This is a genomic window from Aquaspirillum sp. LM1, assembly GCF_002002905.1.
Classification (GTDB): Bacteria; Pseudomonadota; Gammaproteobacteria; order Burkholderiales; family Aquaspirillaceae; genus Rivihabitans.
Map to the genome: position 1 here is coordinate 755,494 of NZ_CP019509.1, position 18,857 is coordinate 774,350.

The following is an 18,857-nucleotide window of genomic DNA, read 5'->3' on the forward strand; positions in this document are numbered from 1 at the left end:
CCATGCGTGGGGGCGGGCACAGCTGGCCATCCGGGGAGGGCAGGACTGGCCATTTGGACTAGTGCCGCCTGAGCGGATGCATGGCAAACCTCGGCCTTCAGGCAGGGAAAGCAAGCGTGGACGGCATCGCCGTTCGGGAGGGTTTGAAGGGCGCACACGGTGGGTTGGCGGCACCCACCAAGCGGCTCAGGGGCGGCGCAATGCCGCCCCTGAGCGCCAATCCCCTAGGCCGGGGAGGATGTCAAGCGAGGGAAAAGGTCTGGAAAAACGGTTATTTGGTGGCGGGTTTCATGTCTTTGGACAAAAAGAACGCATCCGAATAAAACGCCTCTGCCGGCAGCTGGCGCTCGGCAATAAAGCTGGTGTGTGCCGCTTCCACCATCACTGGCGCGCCGCAGGCGTACACTTCCCAGCCAGACAGGTCGGCAAAGTCGTCCAGCACCGCCTGGTGAACCAGGCCGGTGCGGCCTTGCCAGTGGTCGCTCTCGGCTGGCTCGGACAGCACCGGCACGCAGCTGAAATTGGGGTGGGCGGCAGCCCAGGCGGCGGGCAGCTCGGCCATGTACAGGTCGGCTTGCTGACGGGCACCCCAGTACAGCACCATCTTGCGGCTGACGCCAAGGTGGAAGGCATGTTCCAGAATGGCCTTTACTGGCGCAAAGCCGGTACCGCTGGCCAGAAAGACAATCGGCTTGTCCGAGTCTTCATTGAGGAAGAACGAGCCCAGCGGGCCCTGGAAACGCATGATTTCCTTTTCCTTCATCTGGTGAAACACATACTCGGAAAAACTGCCGCCTGGCATGTGGCGGATATGCAGCTCCAGCGCGCTGTCGTCGTGCGGGGCGTTGGCCAGCGAGAAGCTGCGGCGCTTGCCGTCCTTCATCAGGATATCAATATACTGGCCGGCCATGAATTGCAGACGCTCGGACACCGGCAGCTTGAGCTTGAGCACCGCCACATCGTGCACGCGCTGGATGCTTTCCACCCGGCACGGCAGGGTTTTGACCTGAATGTCACCGCTGGTTTTCACTTCGCGCACTTCCACGGTCAGGTCGCCCTGGGTTTCTGCGCAGCACAGCAGTGCCATGCCTTGCGCCTGTTCGGCCTCGGTCAGTGCGTGGGGCTGAAAGTCGCGGTGGGTCACACTGCCGGCGGTGACTTTGCCCTTGCAGGCACCACAGGCACCGTTGCGGCAACTGTGCGGCAGGGTAATGCCCTGGCGGCTGGCGGCTTCAAGGACGGTTTCGCCGGTTTCAATGGCAAAGGAGCGTTCGCTGGGAAGGAGTTTGACTTGCGCTGTCATCTGTTCGGTTCCTGCTATACCCGGCTACAATCCGGGAATGAAGCCAAGATTATTGATTGTCGGCAGTGGCGACATTGCCCGCCGGGCGCTGCCGGTGCTGCGCCACCGCTACCAAGTGTATGCCTGCTGTCGCCAGCCAGCGCAGGCGCAGGCCTGGCGTGAGGCCGGGGCCAGGGTGCTGATGCTGGAGCTGGATCAGCCTGCCAGCCTGACCCGCCTGGCCGGGCTGGCCGATGCCGTGCTGTACACCGCGCCACCGCCCGCTTTTGGGCCGCATGACCCCAGGGTGCGCCGGGTGATTGCCGCACTGCAAAATGCTTCGATGGTACCACAGCAAATCGTGTACATCAGCACCACCGGGGTGTATGGCGACTGCGCCGGTGCCTGGGTCAGCGAAACTCGCCCGCTGGCGGCCCAGTCGGAACGGGCGCTGCGCCGGGTGGACGCCGAACAGGCCTGGCGCGATTACGCCCGCTGCCACGGCGTGACGCTGAGCATTCTGCGTGCGCCGGGCATTTACGCCGCCGAGCGCCTGCCGCTGGCGCGGCTGGCCAGTGCCAGCCCGGTGGCGCTGGCCAGCGAAGATGGCTACAGCAACCATATTCATGCCGATGATCTGGCTGGGCTGGTGTGCGCCGCCTTGCGCCGGCGTGGTGGCATCCGGGTGTTCAACGCAGCGGATGACCTGGCCTTGCCCACCGGCGAATGGTTTGACGCCCTGGCCGACGCTGCCGGCCTGCCGCGTCCGCCACGTCTGCCCCGTGGCCAACTGCGCGAGCAGGTGTCGCCGGCGTTGTGGTCGTTTCTGCGCGAATCGCGCCGGATTGACTGCCAGCGCGCCCGCCGCGAGCTGCGCTACCGGCTGCGCTATCCGTCGATCCGGACCTTTTTTACCGCGCTGGCGCAGCCTGCAGCCATTCGGTAATATCGCGCCCTTGGAAATTCAGCCGGATAATCAATGGACAACCCCGCATTCAACCGCCCGATCCGCAGCTTTGTGCTCCGTCAGGGCTATATGTCGAAAGGCCAGCAGCGCGCCTACGATAGCCTGCTGCCGCAACTGGGCCTGAGCTACCAGCCCGAGGCGCAGGATCTGGACGCCGCCTTTGGCCGCTGTGCGCCCAAGGTGGTGGAAATCGGCTTTGGTATGGGGGGGGCGACGGCGGATATCGCCCAGGCCCGGCCAGACACCGATTATCTGGGCATTGAAGTCCATGGCCCCGGGGTGGGCAGCCTGCTCAAGCTGGTAGACGAGCGCCAGTTAAGCAATGTGCGGGTGATTCAGCATGATGCGGTGGAAGTGTTCACCCACATGCTGGCCCCGGCCAGCCTGGATGGCGTGCATGTGTTTTTTCCTGATCCCTGGCATAAAAAACGCCACAACAAGCGCCGGCTGATCCAGCCGCCGTTTGTGGCGCTGCTGGCCTCGCGGATCAAGCCCGGTGGTTATCTGCACCTGGCCACCGACTGGGAAGACTACGCCATCCAGATGCTGGAGGTGCTCAGCCAGGAGCCCAGCCTGGAAAACACCGCCGATGGCTACGCGCCGCGCCCGGACTACCGCCCGCTGACCAAGTTCGAGCAGCGCGGCCTGCGCCTGGGTCATGGCGTGTGGGATCTGGTGTTTGGCAAACGCGCCTGATCCCCCCCGGAGAGCTGATATGTTCAACCCCTCGCGTGACGAAGCCCGCCGGTTCTTTTTTGACACCTGGCGCAAGCACAAGGCCAGCGAAACGCTGACCGACCTGGAGCGCATGACCCTGGCCATCATGCTGCTGCATCCGGAATACCATGCCATTCTGGATGCGCCCGAGCGTTATCTGGAACGGGAGTGGCTGCCGGAAGACGGCCAGACCAACCCGTTTTTGCATCTGGCCATGCACCTGTCGATTGAAGAGCAGTTGTCCATCGACCAGCCCAGCGGCATCCGTGCCCGGATTGACGCGTTGGCCCATCAGCATGGCGACCGCCACCCGGCACTGCACGATGCCATGGACGGCCTGGCCGAGATGATCTGGCATGCCCAGCGCTACCGCACCCCACCTGACCCGGCGCGCTATCTGCACTGCCTGGACCGCAAGCTGGGCCGCGACCCGGACCCCACCGTGGCACCGCTGCCGGCTGACGACGGGCCGGGTTTGATTTTGCCGCCGCGTTAAAAATGCGCAGGCTGATTGATGGTACTCATGGCGGCAACACACAAAGTCTATAAAAAACAATAGCCTGTCACCCGCTCTTGGCGGGCATGACGATTTGCTCAGCGTTTCTCCACTGCGCGACGCCGGTCGGCAAAAAACGCCGACAGTTCACCGTCGGGAATCTGCTGGCTGGCGTAGGCAAAGCTGCCATGCTGCTGCATCTCTTCGGCGGCACGGCGCACCAGGCCCAGGCAGGCGCGGGCCAGGCTGCCGCCAATGCTGATGCGGCGCACCCCCAGCGCTGCCAGCTGCGCCACCGTCAGCGGTGACCCCGCCAGACCCATCACCACACTCAGCGGGCCGTCTACGCCCTGGACCAGCGCAGCCAGAGTGGGGGCATCTGCCGGGCCGGGCACAAACAGGCAGTCAGCGCCAGCGGCGCGGTAAGCCTGACAGCGGGCAATGGCCTCGCTCAGTGGATCGGCCACATTGTGCAAAAACGCATCACACCGTGCCGTCAGCACAAACGGCACACCGCTGGCGTCTGCCGCCTGCCGGGCAGCGGCAATCCGCGCACAGGCGTCAGCCCGGCTGAACAGCCCGGCCTGATCGGGGCGGGCGTCTTCCAGATTGGCCCCCACTGCACCAACGGCCATCAGCTGGCTCAGGCTGTCGGCCACCGCCGCAGGGGTGTCGCCATAGCCGGACTGCAAATCAGCACTGACCGGCACCTCCACCGCCGCCGCGATCTCGGCAATGCGCGCCAGCATGCGCGCAAACGGCACGGCGCTTTCCTGGTCTGGCTGGCCCAGGGAAAAGGCAATGCCGGCGCTGGTGGTGCCAATAGCGGCAAAGCCCTGCGCCGCCAGCAGCATGGCGCTGCCGGCATCCCAGGCGTTGGGCATCAGCAAGGGTTGCGCTTGCCGGTGCAGGGCGTGCAATTGCTGGCCATGGCGCAGTGAGCGGGCAGATAAGGAGGGCATCAGGCAGCTTTCAGAAATGGATCAAACCGGCGCTCATCATGGCGCAAACCGGCAGGGGCTTACCAAATCTCGCGCACCCGCTCCGGTGGCCGACCAATCACCGCCTGGTCGCCATGCACCAGAATTGGCCGCTCAATCAGGCGTGGATGGGACTGCATGGCGGCAATCAGCGCATCCTGGCTCAGTGTCGGGTCGGCCAGGTTCAGCGCCTGATATTCGGCCTCGCCCTGGCGCATCAAGGCACGGGCATCATGCATGCCAAGCTTGGCCAGCAGGCTGCGCAAGGTGGCGGCATCGGGCGGGGTGTCGAGGTAGGCCACAATGGTGGGAGAAATGCCCTGCGCCTGGAGCAGGGCCAGGGTGTCGCGGGATTTGGAGCAGCGCGGGTTGTGGTACAGGATGTGCGTCATCGCCAGACACCGTTTCAGCGGAGGAAGGCGGGAATTGTCGCCTGATTGCGCCAAGCGTGCAAAGTGGCTGAGCACGCGGCGTAACCGATGCCGGAAATTGCGCAGAGGGGTGTCTCCCCGGCAAAGTAAACCGCCGCGACGCCCCCCAGCCCAAGCCCGTTCAGCAAGACACTTCAGCATGCTTGCGCGCGTAATACCAGCCATTGATCAGCAGGCAGCTGACATAAAAGGCAATGAAGGCGTACAGCGCAGCGTCCACGCCGCCGGTCAGCGCAATCGAGGTGCCATAGCTCTTGGGGATGAAAAACCCGCCATACGCACCAATTGCGCCAGAAAAACCCAGCACGGCAGCGGCTTCTTTGGTGGCGTCGGCAGCCGCTTGTTTTTGCGCGGCTTCGCCCGGCTTGGCCATGCGCTTGTGCAGGGTCAGGAAGATGGCCGGCACTTGCATGAAGGTGGAGCCATTGCCGATGCCGGTCAGCGCGAACAGGCACAGAAACATGGCGAAAAAGCCCTGAAAGTTGCCACCCTGGCCGCCATGCGGCAAAAACTGCAACACGCCAAACACCGCTGCCACCATCAGGAAGAACACCGTCTGCGTCACCTTGGCACCGCCGATTTTATCGGACAGCCAGCCGCCAATCGGTCGGGCCAGTGCGCCCACCAGCGGGCCAAAGAACACATACTTGCTTGGGTCAATCTGCGGGAACTGACCTTTCACCAGCAGCGGAAAACCGGCGGCAAAGCCAATAAACGAGCCAAAGGTGCCAATGTACAGCCAGCACATCAGCCAGTTGTGCTTGCGCTTGAAAATCACCGCCTGATCGGCAAACGAGGCCTTGGCCGAGGCCAGGTCGTTCATGCCAAACCAGGCGGCCAGGGTAGACAGTACAATAAACGGCACCCAGACAAAGCCGGCGTTTTGCAGCCACATTTGCTTGGTGACCGCGCCCTTTACCCAGGTTTGCGGCTCGCCGCCCAGCGCGCCGAACACGCCCAGGGTGATGACGATGGGCACGACAAACTGCACCACCGACACGCCCAGATTGCCCAGGCCGGCATTCAGGCCCAGTGCGGTGCCTTTTTCGGCTTTGGGGAAGAAAAAGCTGATATTGGCCATCGACGAGCTGAAATTGCCGCCGCCAAAGCCGCACAGCAGCGCCAGGCCAGCCATGGTGGCGTAGCTGGTGTTGGGGTCCTGCACGGCGAAGCCGATGCCGATGGCCGGAATCAGCAGGCTGGCAGTGGACAGCGCGGTCCATTTGCGTCCGCCAAAAATCGGCACCATGAATGAGTAAAAGATCCGCAGCGTCGCCCCCGACAAGGCTGGCAGCGCTGCCAGCCAGAACAGCTGATTCTCGCTGTAGCGAAAGCCGATATTGGGCATGTTCAGCACCGCCACGCTCCATACCTGCCAGATGATAAAGGCCAGGGTGAGCGCCGGGATGGAAATCCACAGATTGCGCCGGGCAATGGCCTTGCCTTGCTGTTGCCAGAAATCCGGGTTTTCCGGCTCCCAGCGGGTAATGACACGACTGGACATGAATGTCTCCACACAAAGGGCAGGGCGCGCACTGCGCCCCGCATCAGGGTCAGGCAGTGCGCAGCGCCTGTGCTTCGCGCTGGCGTTGCGCCGGGGTAAACGAGTAGTGCATCCACACCAGGCTGACGCAGACCGTGCCGTACAGCAGCATGAAGCAGCTGGTGCGCACGCCGGTCAGGTCCAGCAGCGCGCCAAACATAATCGGCAGGATGAAGCCGCCCAGGCCACCGGCCAGGCCCACCACGCCGGATACCGCGCCAATATTGTCGGTAAAGTCATCGGAGATAAACTTGAACACGCTGGCCTTGCCCACCGCCATGGCCACCCCGGCCACCGCCATCACCGTGGTGAACATCCACGGCGACAGGCCGATATGCAGGCTCAACGGACCGTTGACGGTTTGAATCACCAGCGCGGTTTGCGGGTAGGACAGCAGGAAAAAGCACACCCACAGCACCCACATCACCCACCAGGTGGTCTGGTAGGCACCAAACTTGTCTGACATCCAGCCGCCCAGCGCGCGCAGCACGCCGCCGGGCAGCGAGAAACAGGCGGCCAGAAACGCCGCCAGCTTGATATCGAAACCGTATTCGCCCACGTAATATTTGGTCATCCACAGCGCCAGGCCAACATAGCCGCCAAACACCACCGAGTAATACTGGCTGTAGCGCCACACCCGACGGTCGGCCATCACCTTGAGCTGGTCGGCAAAACGCACGCTCTTGCCCACCGCGTGTTTCGGGTCGTGGGCACTGCACAGCCAGAACAGCATGGCCGTGACCAGCATCACCCCGGCGTACACCTGCGGCACCAGGGTCCAGCCTCCTGCGGCAATCAGCGCCGGCGCGGCAAACTTGTTGACCGCCGCGCCCGAGTTACCCGCGCCAAACACCCCCATCGCCAGACCCTGCTGGTCCTTGCGAAACCAGCGCGCCACATATGGGGTGCCCACCGAAAACGAGCCGCCCGCCAGGCCGATGAACAGACCGATCACCAGAAAATGCCAGTAAGCAGTGGCGTATTCCATCAGGTAAATCGGCAACACCGTGATCAGCATCAGCACAAAAAACACAATGCGTCCGCCAAAGCGGTCGGTCCAGATGCCCAGCGGCACCCGCACCAGCGAGCCGGTGAGCACCGGCATGGCGGCCAGCACGCCAAATTCGGTTTCGTTCAGCCCCAACTGCTGCTTGAGCGGAATGCCCACCACGCCCAGCATCATCCACACCATGAAACACACGGTAAACGCCAGCGTGCTGGACGCCAGCACCGACCATTGCCGCGTGCGATTTTTCAGCTCTGAGGCCATTGCTTCCCCCTTCCGGGCAATACATGACAAATTGACCTTGAGCTTACGGGCAGACACCCTGCCGGCCCATTGGCCGGATAGCCAGACGCAGCGGTTTTTTCGAACTAGCCGGGCTACGCCTTTTGGCTGAGAAGCGCGCACAAAAAGCAGCGAAGCGGTTCTGGCGAGGCGTGTGGCCAGGCAGGACAAGCACCACACCACACCGCCAGGCGCATGGTGTGAGCCGCTCTTGATTGGGGGGGGGGCGTCACAGCCCGGTTGCCCTGGCGTTCTGGCTGAACAGGCAGGGCACATGACGGTCAGGAGGTGAAATGAAACGATGGATACAGAGAGCGGCAGCCAGCAGCGTGCTGCTTGGCCTGCCAGCGCAGGCGGTGGCATTGCCCGCCATCCAGGCACGCGGCGAGGCAGCGCTATTGCCGGTGGTGCAACAGGCGGCAGAGCGCTATATGCAGCACACGCCCGGTGCCACGGTGACCGTCGTGCGCGGCAACACGCTTTTTGCGATGAAGTCCCTGCTGCAGGGCAGCGCCGACATCGCCATGGTGCAAGGCAATATTCCCGGTGATATCCGTCAGGAAATTCAGGTGCGCCAGCTGAAATTGCGGCATGTGGTGATTGACTATCAGCGCATGACCCCAGTGGTACACCCCAGCAACCCGCTAAACAGCATCCGCCTGGACCACCTGCAGGCGGTGTTTGCCGGCAGTATCGACAACTGGCGCATGCTTGGCGGTCGCGCTGGCCCGATTGTGCTGCTGGTGGAATCGCCCGCCCAGGGGCTGGGCCAGGCCTGGAAGGAAGCTATGGTGGGCGAGTCTGGCCGGCTGGCGCGCCACGCCCGGATGGTTAGCGCCCAGGACAAGCTGGCCCTGCTGACAAAAAATGTTAACGGCATCAGTTTTGTGCTGCACGATCAACTCAGCCTGGCAGTCAAAGCCTTGCAGGTCACCCAGATTGGCACCGAACCACACACCAGCACCTCCGTGCGCGACACACTGCGCATGCCAATCAGTTTATGGGTGGAGGAACCTGCGTCTCCCACGGTGAATGACTTTATCCAGCGCGTGCCGCGTGGGCCCATTGCCCTTCAGCCAGGAGTCCGGCCATGAACCGCGTGCGTAGGTCTGCTTTGGTCTGGCTGCTGCGTCATTGGCGGCGCGTTGGGCTTATTGGCATCTGCCTGCTGGCCATCATCTTGGTCGTGCTCTGGCATCAGGGTCGCACACCGATGCGTACGCCGATGGTCATTGCCGGTTCCAGCCTGATGCAGCCGCTGATTCAGGCGCTGGCGCAGTCATTTGATCACACCCGCTACGACGTGCAGGTGGAATCCGGCGGCTCGGTGGCCGGGGTGCTGGCCATGCGCCACGGTGCCATTGATCTGGCCATGGTCAGCCATCCGGTGCCGGGCCTGTTTGCCGACGCCCAAACCCGCCAATACTTACTGGCGCGCAATAGCATTGCGTTTATTGTTCACCCCCACGGCCCGGTGCGGGCCTTGTCGCAGGCACATATTCGCCAGATCTTCACCGGAGAGATCCGCAACTGGCAGGCGCTGGGTGGCCCGGATGCGCCCATTCAGGTGGTGGTGCAACGCCCGCCTTCAGTCAGCACCCAGTTTATTGAAAGAGTGGTGCTGGGGTATCAGCCCATCACCCACCATGCCCAGCAGGTGAATCAGGCCAAAGACATGGTGGCGGCCATTGAGGGCAATCCCTACGCCATCGGCTATGTGTCCTGGCCAGACAGCCTGGCCAAATCGTCTTTCGTCCGGCTGGCAATCGAGGGCGTGCCATTTTCGCGGGCCACCCTCTTGTCTGGCCGTTATCCGTATATCCAGGATTTATATCTGGTGGGATATGGCAAAGCGAGCCCGGCAGAACAGGATTTTTTGCAATTTATCCGTAGCTCCCAGGCGCAGGAAATCATTGCGCGGCATCACCTGGTATCGGTGTATTGAGGATACGCTGAAAAAATCGTCATTTCTATGAGGGCGGGAATCCAGGTTTTTGATTTTACTGGGTTTGTTTTTGGCAAAAACGGTTTTTCTGAATCAATTCAGTGCGTCCTTAAGCGGGGTGGTGGTGCCATATCCCGTCTTTTCCCAAGCCTGGCACCTGTGGCTGTCAGCAGGATGGCCCACCACACCACGCTCGGCCAGCTTTTCGGTGCGGGTGACGGCTGATCACGACAAGCGAGCGAATCATGTCAAAAGAATTTAATGCCCTGCTGTATCAACTGCTGGGCAAGCTCCAGCGCTACCACCGCCTGCGCCATGCGCTGGCCATCTTGTGTGTCTGTGGCCTGATTGGCCTGGCACTGAATTTTTTATATCAGATGCTGCCCCGGCAGTTTTCCCTGAGCATTGCGGGCAGTGATGTGGTCAGCAATCGCTATGACCTGACCAAAGCCCTGCAAACCGAAAGCCTGAACCAGGGCATTTATTTGCGCATCCAGCCCACGGCAGATATCACCGAGCTGATGGCCAGGCTGGACCGGCATGAACTTGATCTGGCCCTGGTGCAGGAAGCCGATGCCGAGCGCTATCCCAATATTGTCCAGATTGCCACCCTCCCGCCCGAAGCGCTGCATGTGCTGGTTCGGCCAGGCATTGGCCAATTGACTGACTTGCAGGGGCGGCAGATCAATCTGGGGCTCAAGCATGAAGAATGGCACCAGCACGCCATGGCCTTGCTGGCGTTTGCCGGCCTGCGGCTGGATCGCGATTATCTGGAAGCCAATTTAAGCCAGGAAGCGTTGATGAGCTTGCCCGCGTCGATGCTGCCCGACGCGATTGTCACCTCGTCGTTCATCCCGTCCACCCTGGCGGAATTCCTGATTCAGCAACGCGGTTACCGATTGCTGGATTTTCCGTTTCCACATACTCCGCCCACTCAGCTGGGCTGGGCACGAGCCAGCCAGATCCCTGCATTTGTCTATGGCGCGGCACCGGCCATGCCTCCCCACCCACTGCCCACAGCAGGCATCCACCTGCATTTGGTCGGGCATAAGGCAGTAGACGCCAAAGCGGTGTATGCGCTGCTTGACACCTTATACAGCCCGGCAATGCGTGCCCGAACCGGTTTGCCGTTTGATGAGCAGCAGATTTCCAGCGCAGCGGGCTACCCGCTGGCAGAAGGTTCAAGGCGGTTTCTGTCGCGCAACACCCCGCTGATCTCCACCGAAAACTTTGAAAAACTCAAGTCCATGCTTGGCTTGTGCGCGTCCATTGTCTCGGCCCTGCTGGTTGCCCTGCGCTGGTTCCGGGGAGAGCCGCTGTCAGCCAGTTAAGCCCGGCGGCGCGGGCTTTCTGGCCCGTTTTCCTGGTGTGGCGGCGGATGGGTTTCCTGCTGGATTTCCCCACTGCCACTTTTGCCAACAGGTTCTCCCTGCCGTTCAAACCGGATTTTCTGCTACTCAGCCTGCTCTCCACTGGACATCTGCGTTCCCCCTGCCAATAATGGTCCGCTTAATTCACTGGTAAGCCTTATGTCCACCGAGCATTCCCCTGACAGCCTTCCCGATACTCCCCCGACCGACCCGTTTGCTGAACCCCTGCAACAGGCAATGGCCTGTCATCAAGCAGGCCAACTGCCCGAAGCCGAACAGGGCTACCGCGCCATTCTGGCCCAACAGCCCGGCCACCCGGACGCCCTGCACAATCTGGGCATTCTGGCCCTGCAGGTGGGTGAAATGGCCGTGGCGCTGAACCTGCTGAAAACCGTGCTGGAACACTATCCGCAGCATGCCCAGTTCTGGCTCAGCTATCTGCAGGCGTTGATTCAGGCAGACCAGATCGACACCGCCCGTCAGGTGCTGGCACAGGGCCGGGAACTGGGCTTGCAGGGCGAGGCGGTGGACGCGCTGGCCGCGCAGCTGGCTGTGAGTGAAGAAGTGGCCATTGCCGCCGCCGAAGCCGAGGCGCTGAACGATGTCCCGGCTGACGAAACAATGGCAGCCACTGCCAACCTGACCCAAACCGAGGCGGCACCAGCAGGGGACGGGCCAGAACCAGCCGATGTGCCGGCAGACAGCCCGGACCACGCCGTTTTGCTGCCAGAGCAGGCTGGCGCTGAGCCTGAAGCCATCTCTGACGCAGACCTGGCCACGCCCGATACACAAGATAGCACGCCGGCAGATCACGACCACGCCGACGCTCTGACCGCTGCGCCGAGCCGCGTTGCCGACCCCGACCCGGCATCAGCGTCAGGCTGGACATTCACCCCGCTGCCCGATAGCCACGCCGAGCTTGCGGCATGCCACGACGAACAGGCGCTGGCCGACAGCCCACCGCCGTCGGCAGACGATGGCCCCGGCCATCTGGCCCAAGGTGAAGCCGCGCTTATCCGTCAGCATTACACCGACGCCTGGCGGGCATTGCAGCAGGCGTGCCGCTGCCTGCCCGAGCACGCCCCGGCCTGGTTGCGCCTGGCCCAGGCCAGCTACGGGCTGGGCCGACTGGACGAAGCAGAACGGCATTTCCGTCAGGCGCTGGCGCTGGATGCCGGACTGACTGCCGCCCATTCCGGCTTGCTGCTGCTGGGCCAGCACCACAGCAGCCTGAACGCTGACAGCGCCGCCCAGCAGCATCGGGCGCTGGGCGAAGCGCTGGAACAGCGCTGGCCCAGCGCTGCCACCCACGCCGCTGCGCCACAACCAGGCCGTGGCCTGCGCGTGGGCTTTGTGGCCGCCAGTCTGTACGACCACCCGCACGCCCATGTGCTGCTGCCACTGTGGCAGGCGCTGGCCAGCGGCTCGCTGGAAGTGCTGGCATATAACGACTCACCGGTGCAGGACGCCATCACCACCCGTCTGCGCGCGGCCTGTGCTGGCTGGCGCGACATCTACGGCCAGGATGACGACAGCCTGCTGGCGCAGATTCAGGCTGACCAGGTGGATATTCTGATTGATCTGTCTGGCCACCTGCCCGGCAACCGGCTGGAAGTGTTTGCCCGCCAGGCCGCGCCCTTGCAGGTCAGCTGGCTGGGCTACCCAGACAGCAGCGGCCTGTCGCGGATGCACTGGCGGCTGACCGACGCCTTCATCGACCCGCCAGGCGTGGAAACGCGCTACAGCGAACAACTGTGGCGACTGCCCGACAGCGCCTGGTGCTACCAGCCGCTGTGGCATGTGCTGCAACAGCGCCCGTCCAGCGACTACGCCGTATGCGCCACCCCGGCGCTGCATCGCGGCTATGTCACGTTTGGTGCCAGCCAGCACGCCGCCTGTCTGGGGCCAGAAGTGATTGCGCTGTGGGCGCAAGTGCTGCACGCGGTGCCGGATTCGCGCCTGCTGCTGGAGCTGGATGGCCTGGAAGCCGGCGATGGCCCATTGCATGTGGCGCTGACCACCCAGTTTGTCGAACGCGGCATTGGTGCCCATCGCCTGCAGCTGGTGGCCCGCACGCCGGGCCGCCAGGCGGTGCGCGCCCACGATATGGACATTGCGCTGGATAGCTTTCCGGTCAGCGCCGGGCTGGCCAGCTGCGAACTGCTGTGGATGGGCGTGCCGCTGGTTACCCTGCCCGGCCCCCGCGCTGCCTCGCGCAGCGGTGCCAGCCTGCTGAGCACGCTGGGCTATCCGCAATGGATTGCCCACAGCAAGGTGGATTACGTACGGATTGCCAAAACCCTGGCCAGCGACCTGGCCCGCTTGAACCGCATCCGCCTGGGCCTGCGGGTGGAAATGGAAAGCAGCCCGCTGCGTCAGGCGCAGCGTTTTGCCGAGCAGATGGAAACTGCGCTGCACAGCATGTGGGATGGGCGGCAGACGGGGTAAACAGCAAGAGGCTCCCCGGTGGGAAATCTACCGGGGAAAGCGTAGATCAACTTGATCTACGGGAAGTGCAATGAAAAAAGCCAGATCAAGCATGACTTGATCTGGCTTTCATATCCTGGTCGGGGTGAGAGGATTCGAACCTCCGGCCTCTACGTCCCGAACGTAGCGCTCTACCAGGCTAAGCTACACCCCGTTGGTGTATCCCTTGACGCGATTGCGTCGTCGAGAGATGCGCATGTTAGAGTAAGATTGCCGTTATGGCAAGCTTTTTTTACAGCACACCGGGCAATCCGGCACAAAACCACCGTCAATCAGGCACTTGTGGTGTTTGCTGTCTGACCGGGCAAAGGTTTTTTCCGGCAAGCCGTGGCAGCACGCAGTCTGTCGGCTACAATCCGGGGCCAAGCCTTTTACTCTGATTGCCGTCATGTGGTTTAAACAACTCACCCTTTATCGTCTTGACCCCAGCAAGCTGCCCGATCTGAACGATCTGGAAGCGGCGCTGCAGCAACGCCCGTTTGTGCCCTGCAGCGGGCTGGACTGGTTTTCCCAGGGCTTTGCCCCGGCGGCGCGCCATCAGCCCGACCTGATGCTGTTTCGCCAGGGGCCGATGGCGCTGGTGGCCTTGCGCCGGCAGGACAAGGTGTTGCCCACCAGCGTGATCCGCGACTTCACCGAAGACAAGGTGCAGGAAATCGAAGCCCGCGAGCTGCGCAAGGTGGGCAAGAAGGAAAAACAGCAGCTGCGTGAACAAGTGGCCGACGATCTGCTGCCACGGGCCTTCTCGCGCAGCAGCCACACCCGCGCCTGGCTGGATCTGGCGCAGGGCTGGCTGGCGGTGGACGCGGGCTCGGCCAGCAAGGCCGAAGCGTTGCTGGGCGCGCTGCGTGACGCGCTGCCGCCGTTTCCGGCCCGCTTGCCGCGTACCCAGCTGGCACCGGCCACCCAGATGACCAGCTGGCTGCTGGGCAGCGCGCCAGAAGGCTTTGCCCTGGATGCCGATTGCGAACTGAAGGCGCCGGGCGAAGATGGCGCGGTGATTCGCTGCACCCGGCAGGATCTCACCGCCAGCGAAATCCGCGCGCACCTGGAAACCGGCAAGCAGGTCACCAAGCTGGGGCTGATCTGGCAGGAGCGCATCCGCTTTGTGCTGACCGAAGACCTGACCGTGCGCCGCCTGCAGTTTCTGGATGTGCTGCAGGAGGAAGCCGAACAGGCTGGCGACGATGCTGAATCATTGTTTGAAGCCACTTTTGCGCTGATGACCGGTGAGCTGGCGCTGCTGACTGCTGCGCTGATCGAAGCCCTGGGCGGCGAACCCGCCGACAGCTAAGACAGCCCGAGCCCACGCCCTCCCCGAACTGGAACAGATAGACCCTACATGACCGTTTCTGACCCGATTGTGCGCCCGGCCTCCGGCTGGGTGCTGTACTGCCGCCCCGGCTTTGAGCGCGACTGCGCCCAGGAAGCCTACCAGCGCGCCCTGACCCAGGGCGCTGACCTGCACATTGCCGAAGCTCAGGAAAACAGCGGCTACGTCCGCCTGAGTGGCCAGGCCCGGCCACCACACTGGGGCAGCCTGGTGTTTGCCCGCCAGGTGCTGTCACTGGTGGCCATGATCGACCCACTGCCCGATCGTGACCGGCTGACGCCGATTCTGGATGCGCTGCCGGCCCATCCGGCAGTGTTTTCTGATGTCTGGCTGGAAATGCCCGACACCAACGACGGCAAGGAGCTGTCGGCGTTCACCCGGCGCTTTGCCCCGCTGCTGACCGATGCGCTGGTTGAGCGCCGCCGTCTGGGTGGCCGCGATGAGCTGCCGCGCCTGCATGTGTTTTTCCCTGACAAGCGCCGCGCCTGGCTGGCCGTGGCCGACCCGACGCAAAGCGCGCCGTGGCCTATGGGCATCCTGCGCCTGCGCATGCCGCCCGACGCACCCAGCCGTTCGGCGCTGAAACTGGCCGAAGCGTTTGACATGTTCCTGTCGGCAGAAGACCAGCAGCGCTATCTGCATGATGGCCTGCGCGCAGTGGACCTGGGCGCGGCACCGGGCGGCTGGACCTGGCAACTGCTGCGCCGTGGCCTGCGGGTGATGGCAGTAGACAACGGCCCGCTGAAAGGCATTGTGGCCGAGCATCCCTGGGTGAATCACCTGCGGACCGATGGCTTTCGCTTCCGGCCGGATCGCCCGGTGGACTGGGTGGTGTGCGATATGGTGGAAAAACCGTCGCGGGTGGCTACGCTGATGGCCAACTGGCTGGTGGGCGAACACGCGCGCCACGCCATGTTCAACCTCAAGCTGCCGATGAAAAAACGGCTGGAGGCGCTGGAAAGCGCGCTGAATGACATCGAGAGCATCATGCAGGCCAACGGCGTGCGCTACCGCTTGTCAGTCAAGCAGCTGTACCACGACCGCGAGGAAGTGACAGTCTATCTGGGCCGCGAAGCCAACCCGCGCCGCACCCGACGCTGATTCAGCCGCCACGGGCCGCGCGTTGTCAGCGTTGCCCCGGCGGCACCGCCAGCAATAGCCGCTGGCACTGGTAAAGCACGCGCGGGTCGGCTTGTCGTGGCGCAGCGGGCTGGCCAGGGCTGGCGCGCATCTGGGCATTCTGCTCCCGATACTGCACATCCTTGATGGCATCCTGCACAAATGCCGGCGAGCTCAGCCGGGTGGCCGCCTGCAGATACGCGCCTCCCTGGCCCTGGCCAAGCTGCTGCGCGCATTGCACCAGTTCATACGCCTGACGCTGCTGCGGCGTGGTGCTGTCGGCATCCAGTAGTCCGCCTAACGACGGGCCGAACAGGGCGGGGGCGATAAGGGTGAAAAAGCTGAGGTCGGCCATGGGTGTGCTCGGGTGAAGATGGCGCAGTGTAGCGCATGGAGCACGCTTTGCGGTGTGAGCTCGCGGGTAAACCCATGCCGCACATTGCGCGACAGCCATGAAAAAACGCACCGTCAGCAACGGTGCGTTTTTTCATTCAGCCACCCGGAATACACTCCAGGTGGACAGTGGGTCAATCAACCCAGCAGGTGAGCCACACCAGCGCGTTCTTCTTCCAGCTCGTTCAGGGTGATGTTGATGCGGCCACGGCTGAACTCGTCGATTTCCAGGCCTTGCACAATGGTGTATTCGCCATTGGCGCAGGTCACCGGGTAGCCAAACATCACGCCTTCCGGAATGCCGTAGGAACCGTCGGACGGAATGCCCATGGTCACCCACTTGCCGTTGGTGCCCAGCGCCCAGTCGCGGACGTGGTCGATGGCGGCGTTGGCGGCGGAAGCCGCCGAGGACAGGCCACGGGCTTCGATGATGGCGGCACCGCGCTTGCCCACGGTCGGCAGGAACACGTCGCTGTTCCATGCGTCGTCGTTGATCATTTGCTTGACGCTCTCGCCGCCGATGGTGGCAAAGCGGTAGTCAGCGTACATGGTCGGGCTGTGGTTGCCCCACACGGCCATGGTTTCGATGTCGGCCACGGCCTTGCCGGTTTTGGCAGCCAGTTGCGACAGGGCGCGGTTGTGGTCCAGGCGCAGCATGGCGGTGAAGTTCTTGGCCGGCAGATCCGGGGCCGACTTCATGGCGATGTAGGCGTTGGTGTTGGCCGGGTTGCCCACCACCAGCACCTTGACATTGCGGCTGGCGTGGTCGTTCAGCGCCTTGCCCTGCACGGTGAAGATGGCACCGTTGGCTTCCAGCAGATCCTTGCGCTCCATGCCCTTGCTACGCGGACGTGCGCCCACCAGGATGGCGTAGTCGGCATCCTTGAAAGCCACGTTCGGATCGTCGCTGGCGATCATGCCGGCCAGCAGCGGGAAGGCGCAGTCTTCCAGTTCCATCATCACGCCCTTCACAGCGGCCTGGGCTTGCGGCAGGTCCAGCAGTTGCAGGATCACCGGCTGGTCTTTGCCGAGCATTTCGCCAGAGGCGATACGGAACAGCAGGGCATAACCAATTTGACCAGCAGCACCAGTGATGGCAACACGAACGGGGGCTTTCATCGATTGACTCTCCATTTGTAATCGGAACGGGATTGAAGCATCAACGGAGCGAACACGGGTGACGGCCGGCAAACGGGCCGGCATGTCGGCGTGAGATGCGCCGGTTCTCGTGGTGTTGCGCCGTTCAGATGCATGGCTGAGTGTAACACCAAAGGTGAGTGACTTGCCATGAGCAATCTTGCGGGGGTGTTTAACTCTTGTGTCTTATATAAGACATGCATAGACAGCCCTGGCGAAAAGGTGTAAAAACACGGCAATGACAACGGACAAGCCCAGTTTTCAACCGCTGTATCAGCAAATACGCCAACTGCTGGCCGAGCGGATTGCCCACGGGGAATGGGCCGTCCACGAAGCCCTGCCCAGTGAATGGGCGTTGGCCGAAGCGCTGCAAGTCAGCCAGGGCACGGTGCGCAAAGCGCTGACCAAACTGGTGGACGAAGGCTGGTTGTACCGGCAGCAGGGCAAGGGCACGTTTGTGTCGCCGGGGTTGAGCGAGTGGGGTGATGGCGTGATGGTGACCCCCGGCCAGTTCAACGAGCCGCCCACCATCCCGGTGGCTGAGCTGTTGTCCTGCGGCAAGGCCAACGCCAGTGAAGACATGGCCGAGGCGCTGGGCTTGCGCCGCGCCGCGCCGCTGTTTCGCATTCGTCAGCTATGGCGGTTTGCCGGGGTGGCGGTGGCACTGGACGATGCCTTTGTGTCGGCTGAGCGGTTTGAAGAAATTGACGCCCGCCGGCTGCGCCAGTATGGCAACAGCCTGTACGCCTTGCTGGAGCGCCGTGATGCAGTGCGCATCAAGCTGGGGGCCATTCAGCTGCGCGCCACGCTGCCAGACCGGGAAACCTCGGTGCTGCTTGGGCTGACCGATATCGAACCCTTGTTGTCGGTGATCCGGCTGGCGCACACCCCGACCGGCGAGCCGGTGGAATGGCGCAAGCGGCTATGTCGCAGCGCGCGCTGGGCCTTCCAGCGCAATGCATGAAGGCACGATTCAACGTGCTAAAGCAGGACAGAACTCGAAGTGGATGGAGCGCAGTGAGACAGGTCGCAAGACCCATACAACAGAACCGGGCTCACCCGGTCAGGCGATAAAACCAGGCCCGGCGGATCGGGCTGATCTGGCCTTGCGCCAGGCAGCCCGACCGACCGGCAGCCATTTGACACGAAAGCAGCGGGACAGGCAGCACCGGCCCCGTGTGACGCAAAACTGAAATTTGATGTCGTCGTTCTGTAGGGATGGCGCAGTTTTTGTTAGAATTCGCAGGTTTGGCCGGCTGTCGCTTGGGCGGTGGCGGACCAGAAAGCAATGTGTTGCCCTTGTTTTTCAAGGGATTGCCGTGGCAGGCAGCCGGTTTCATGACGCCTGGCTGCTCTGGCTGTGTTGTGC

The 18,857-nt window shown here is 63.0% G+C and carries 17 protein-coding genes and 1 tRNA gene; 10 read left to right on the forward strand and 8 right to left on the reverse strand.

Annotated features, from left to right (window positions below):
• Nucleotides 1–271 precede the first annotated feature (271 nt).
• Complete coding sequence (locus BXU06_RS03360) at nt 272–1,303, reverse strand: CDP-6-deoxy-delta-3,4-glucoseen reductase (RefSeq protein ID WP_077296819.1); 1,032 nt, start codon at nt 1,301–1,303, stop codon at nt 272–274.
• 37 nt (nt 1,304–1,340) lie between these two features.
• On the opposite strand from BXU06_RS03360, the gene BXU06_RS03365 reads away from it, so the two are divergent.
• The 3 genes from BXU06_RS03365 to BXU06_RS03375 are packed head-to-tail and all read left to right on the forward strand — an operon-like array spanning nt 1,341 to nt 3,462.
• Nucleotides 1,341–2,228: an SDR family oxidoreductase gene (locus BXU06_RS03365; protein WP_077296821.1), complete on the forward strand. Its 888-nt coding sequence runs from the start codon at nt 1,341–1,343 to the stop codon at nt 2,226–2,228.
• Nucleotides 2,229–2,261: 33 nt separating this feature from the next.
• Nucleotides 2,262–2,945, forward strand: coding sequence for a tRNA (guanosine(46)-N7)-methyltransferase TrmB (trmB, locus tag BXU06_RS03370; RefSeq protein ID WP_077296823.1), 684 nt, complete (start codon nt 2,262–2,264; stop codon nt 2,943–2,945).
• 19 nt (nt 2,946–2,964) lie between these two features.
• The gene (locus BXU06_RS03375; protein ID WP_077296825.1) at nt 2,965–3,462 is read left to right on the forward strand and encodes a DUF1841 family protein; all 498 of its coding nucleotides are present in this window, start codon (nt 2,965–2,967) and stop codon (nt 3,460–3,462) included.
• 98 nt (nt 3,463–3,560) lie between these two features.
• Here BXU06_RS03375 and BXU06_RS03380 read toward each other — a convergent pair whose 3' ends face one another.
• The 4 genes from BXU06_RS03380 to BXU06_RS03395 all read right to left on the reverse strand — a co-directional run bounded on the left by BXU06_RS03380 (nt 3,561) and on the right by BXU06_RS03395 (nt 7,686).
• Nucleotides 3,561–4,424: an isocitrate lyase/phosphoenolpyruvate mutase family protein gene (locus tag BXU06_RS03380; RefSeq protein WP_077296827.1), complete on the reverse strand. Its 864-nt coding sequence runs from the start codon at nt 4,422–4,424 to the stop codon at nt 3,561–3,563.
• Between the two features lie 59 nt (nt 4,425–4,483).
• Nucleotides 4,484–4,834 (reverse strand): arsenate reductase (glutaredoxin), encoded by a 351-nt coding sequence (arsC, locus tag BXU06_RS03385; protein ID WP_077296829.1) that lies wholly within the window; start codon nt 4,832–4,834, stop codon nt 4,484–4,486.
• A 160-nt stretch (nt 4,835–4,994) separates the two neighbouring features.
• Nucleotides 4,995–6,377: a NarK family nitrate/nitrite MFS transporter gene (locus BXU06_RS03390; RefSeq protein WP_077296831.1), complete on the reverse strand. Its 1,383-nt coding sequence runs from the start codon at nt 6,375–6,377 to the stop codon at nt 4,995–4,997.
• A gap of 49 nt (nt 6,378–6,426) precedes the next feature.
• On the reverse strand, nt 6,427–7,686 hold the full coding sequence (locus tag BXU06_RS03395; RefSeq protein WP_077296833.1) for a nitrate/nitrite transporter: 1,260 nt from the start codon (nt 7,684–7,686) through the stop codon (nt 6,427–6,429).
• Nucleotides 7,687–7,997: 311 nt separating this feature from the next.
• On the opposite strand from BXU06_RS03395, the gene BXU06_RS03400 reads away from it, so the two are divergent.
• The 4 genes from BXU06_RS03400 (at nt 7,998) to BXU06_RS03415 (ending at nt 13,467) form a co-directional block, all read left to right on the forward strand.
• Nucleotides 7,998–8,798, forward strand: coding sequence for a substrate-binding domain-containing protein (locus BXU06_RS03400; RefSeq protein WP_077296835.1), 801 nt, complete (start codon nt 7,998–8,000; stop codon nt 8,796–8,798).
• Nucleotides 8,799–8,917: 119 nt separating this feature from the next.
• The gene (locus BXU06_RS03405) at nt 8,918–9,649 is read left to right on the forward strand and encodes a phosphate ABC transporter substrate-binding protein (protein WP_171982100.1); all 732 of its coding nucleotides are present in this window, start codon (nt 8,918–8,920) and stop codon (nt 9,647–9,649) included.
• 245 nt (nt 9,650–9,894) lie between these two features.
• On the forward strand, nt 9,895–10,980 hold the full coding sequence (locus BXU06_RS03410; protein ID WP_077296839.1) for a TAXI family TRAP transporter solute-binding subunit: 1,086 nt from the start codon (nt 9,895–9,897) through the stop codon (nt 10,978–10,980).
• A 198-nt stretch (nt 10,981–11,178) separates the two neighbouring features.
• Nucleotides 11,179–13,467, forward strand: coding sequence for a tetratricopeptide repeat protein (locus BXU06_RS03415; RefSeq protein ID WP_077296841.1), 2,289 nt, complete (start codon nt 11,179–11,181; stop codon nt 13,465–13,467).
• Nucleotides 13,468–13,583: 116 nt separating this feature from the next.
• Here BXU06_RS03415 and BXU06_RS03420 read toward each other — a convergent pair.
• Nucleotides 13,584–13,660, reverse strand: a tRNA-Pro gene (locus tag BXU06_RS03420).
• Between the two features lie 234 nt (nt 13,661–13,894).
• Between BXU06_RS03420 and BXU06_RS03425 the strand changes: the two genes are divergently transcribed.
• Both BXU06_RS03425 and rlmM read left to right on the forward strand, forming a co-directional pair.
• A complete protein-coding gene (locus tag BXU06_RS03425; RefSeq protein ID WP_077296843.1) occupies nt 13,895–14,800 on the forward strand; it encodes a recombination-associated protein RdgC in 906 nt (301 codons plus the stop codon).
• Between the two features lie 48 nt (nt 14,801–14,848).
• Complete coding sequence (gene rlmM / locus BXU06_RS03430; protein WP_077296845.1) at nt 14,849–15,940, forward strand: 23S rRNA (cytidine(2498)-2'-O)-methyltransferase RlmM; 1,092 nt, start codon at nt 14,849–14,851, stop codon at nt 15,938–15,940.
• Nucleotides 15,941–15,965: 25 nt separating this feature from the next.
• On the opposite strand, the gene BXU06_RS03435 is transcribed toward rlmM, so the two are convergent.
• Nucleotides 15,966–16,313, reverse strand: a complete 348-nt coding sequence (locus tag BXU06_RS03435) for a hypothetical protein (RefSeq protein ID WP_077296847.1) — start codon at nt 16,311–16,313, stop codon at nt 15,966–15,968.
• A 176-nt stretch (nt 16,314–16,489) separates the two neighbouring features.
• Entirely contained in the window at nt 16,490–17,470 is a 981-nt protein-coding gene (locus BXU06_RS03440) for a malate dehydrogenase (protein WP_077296849.1), read from the reverse strand.
• 256 nt (nt 17,471–17,726) lie between these two features.
• On the opposite strand from BXU06_RS03440, the gene BXU06_RS03445 reads away from it, so the two are divergent.
• Entirely contained in the window at nt 17,727–18,452 is a 726-nt protein-coding gene (locus BXU06_RS03445; RefSeq protein WP_077296851.1) for a GntR family transcriptional regulator, read from the forward strand.
• The last annotated feature ends 405 nt before the right edge of the window (nt 18,453–18,857 follow it).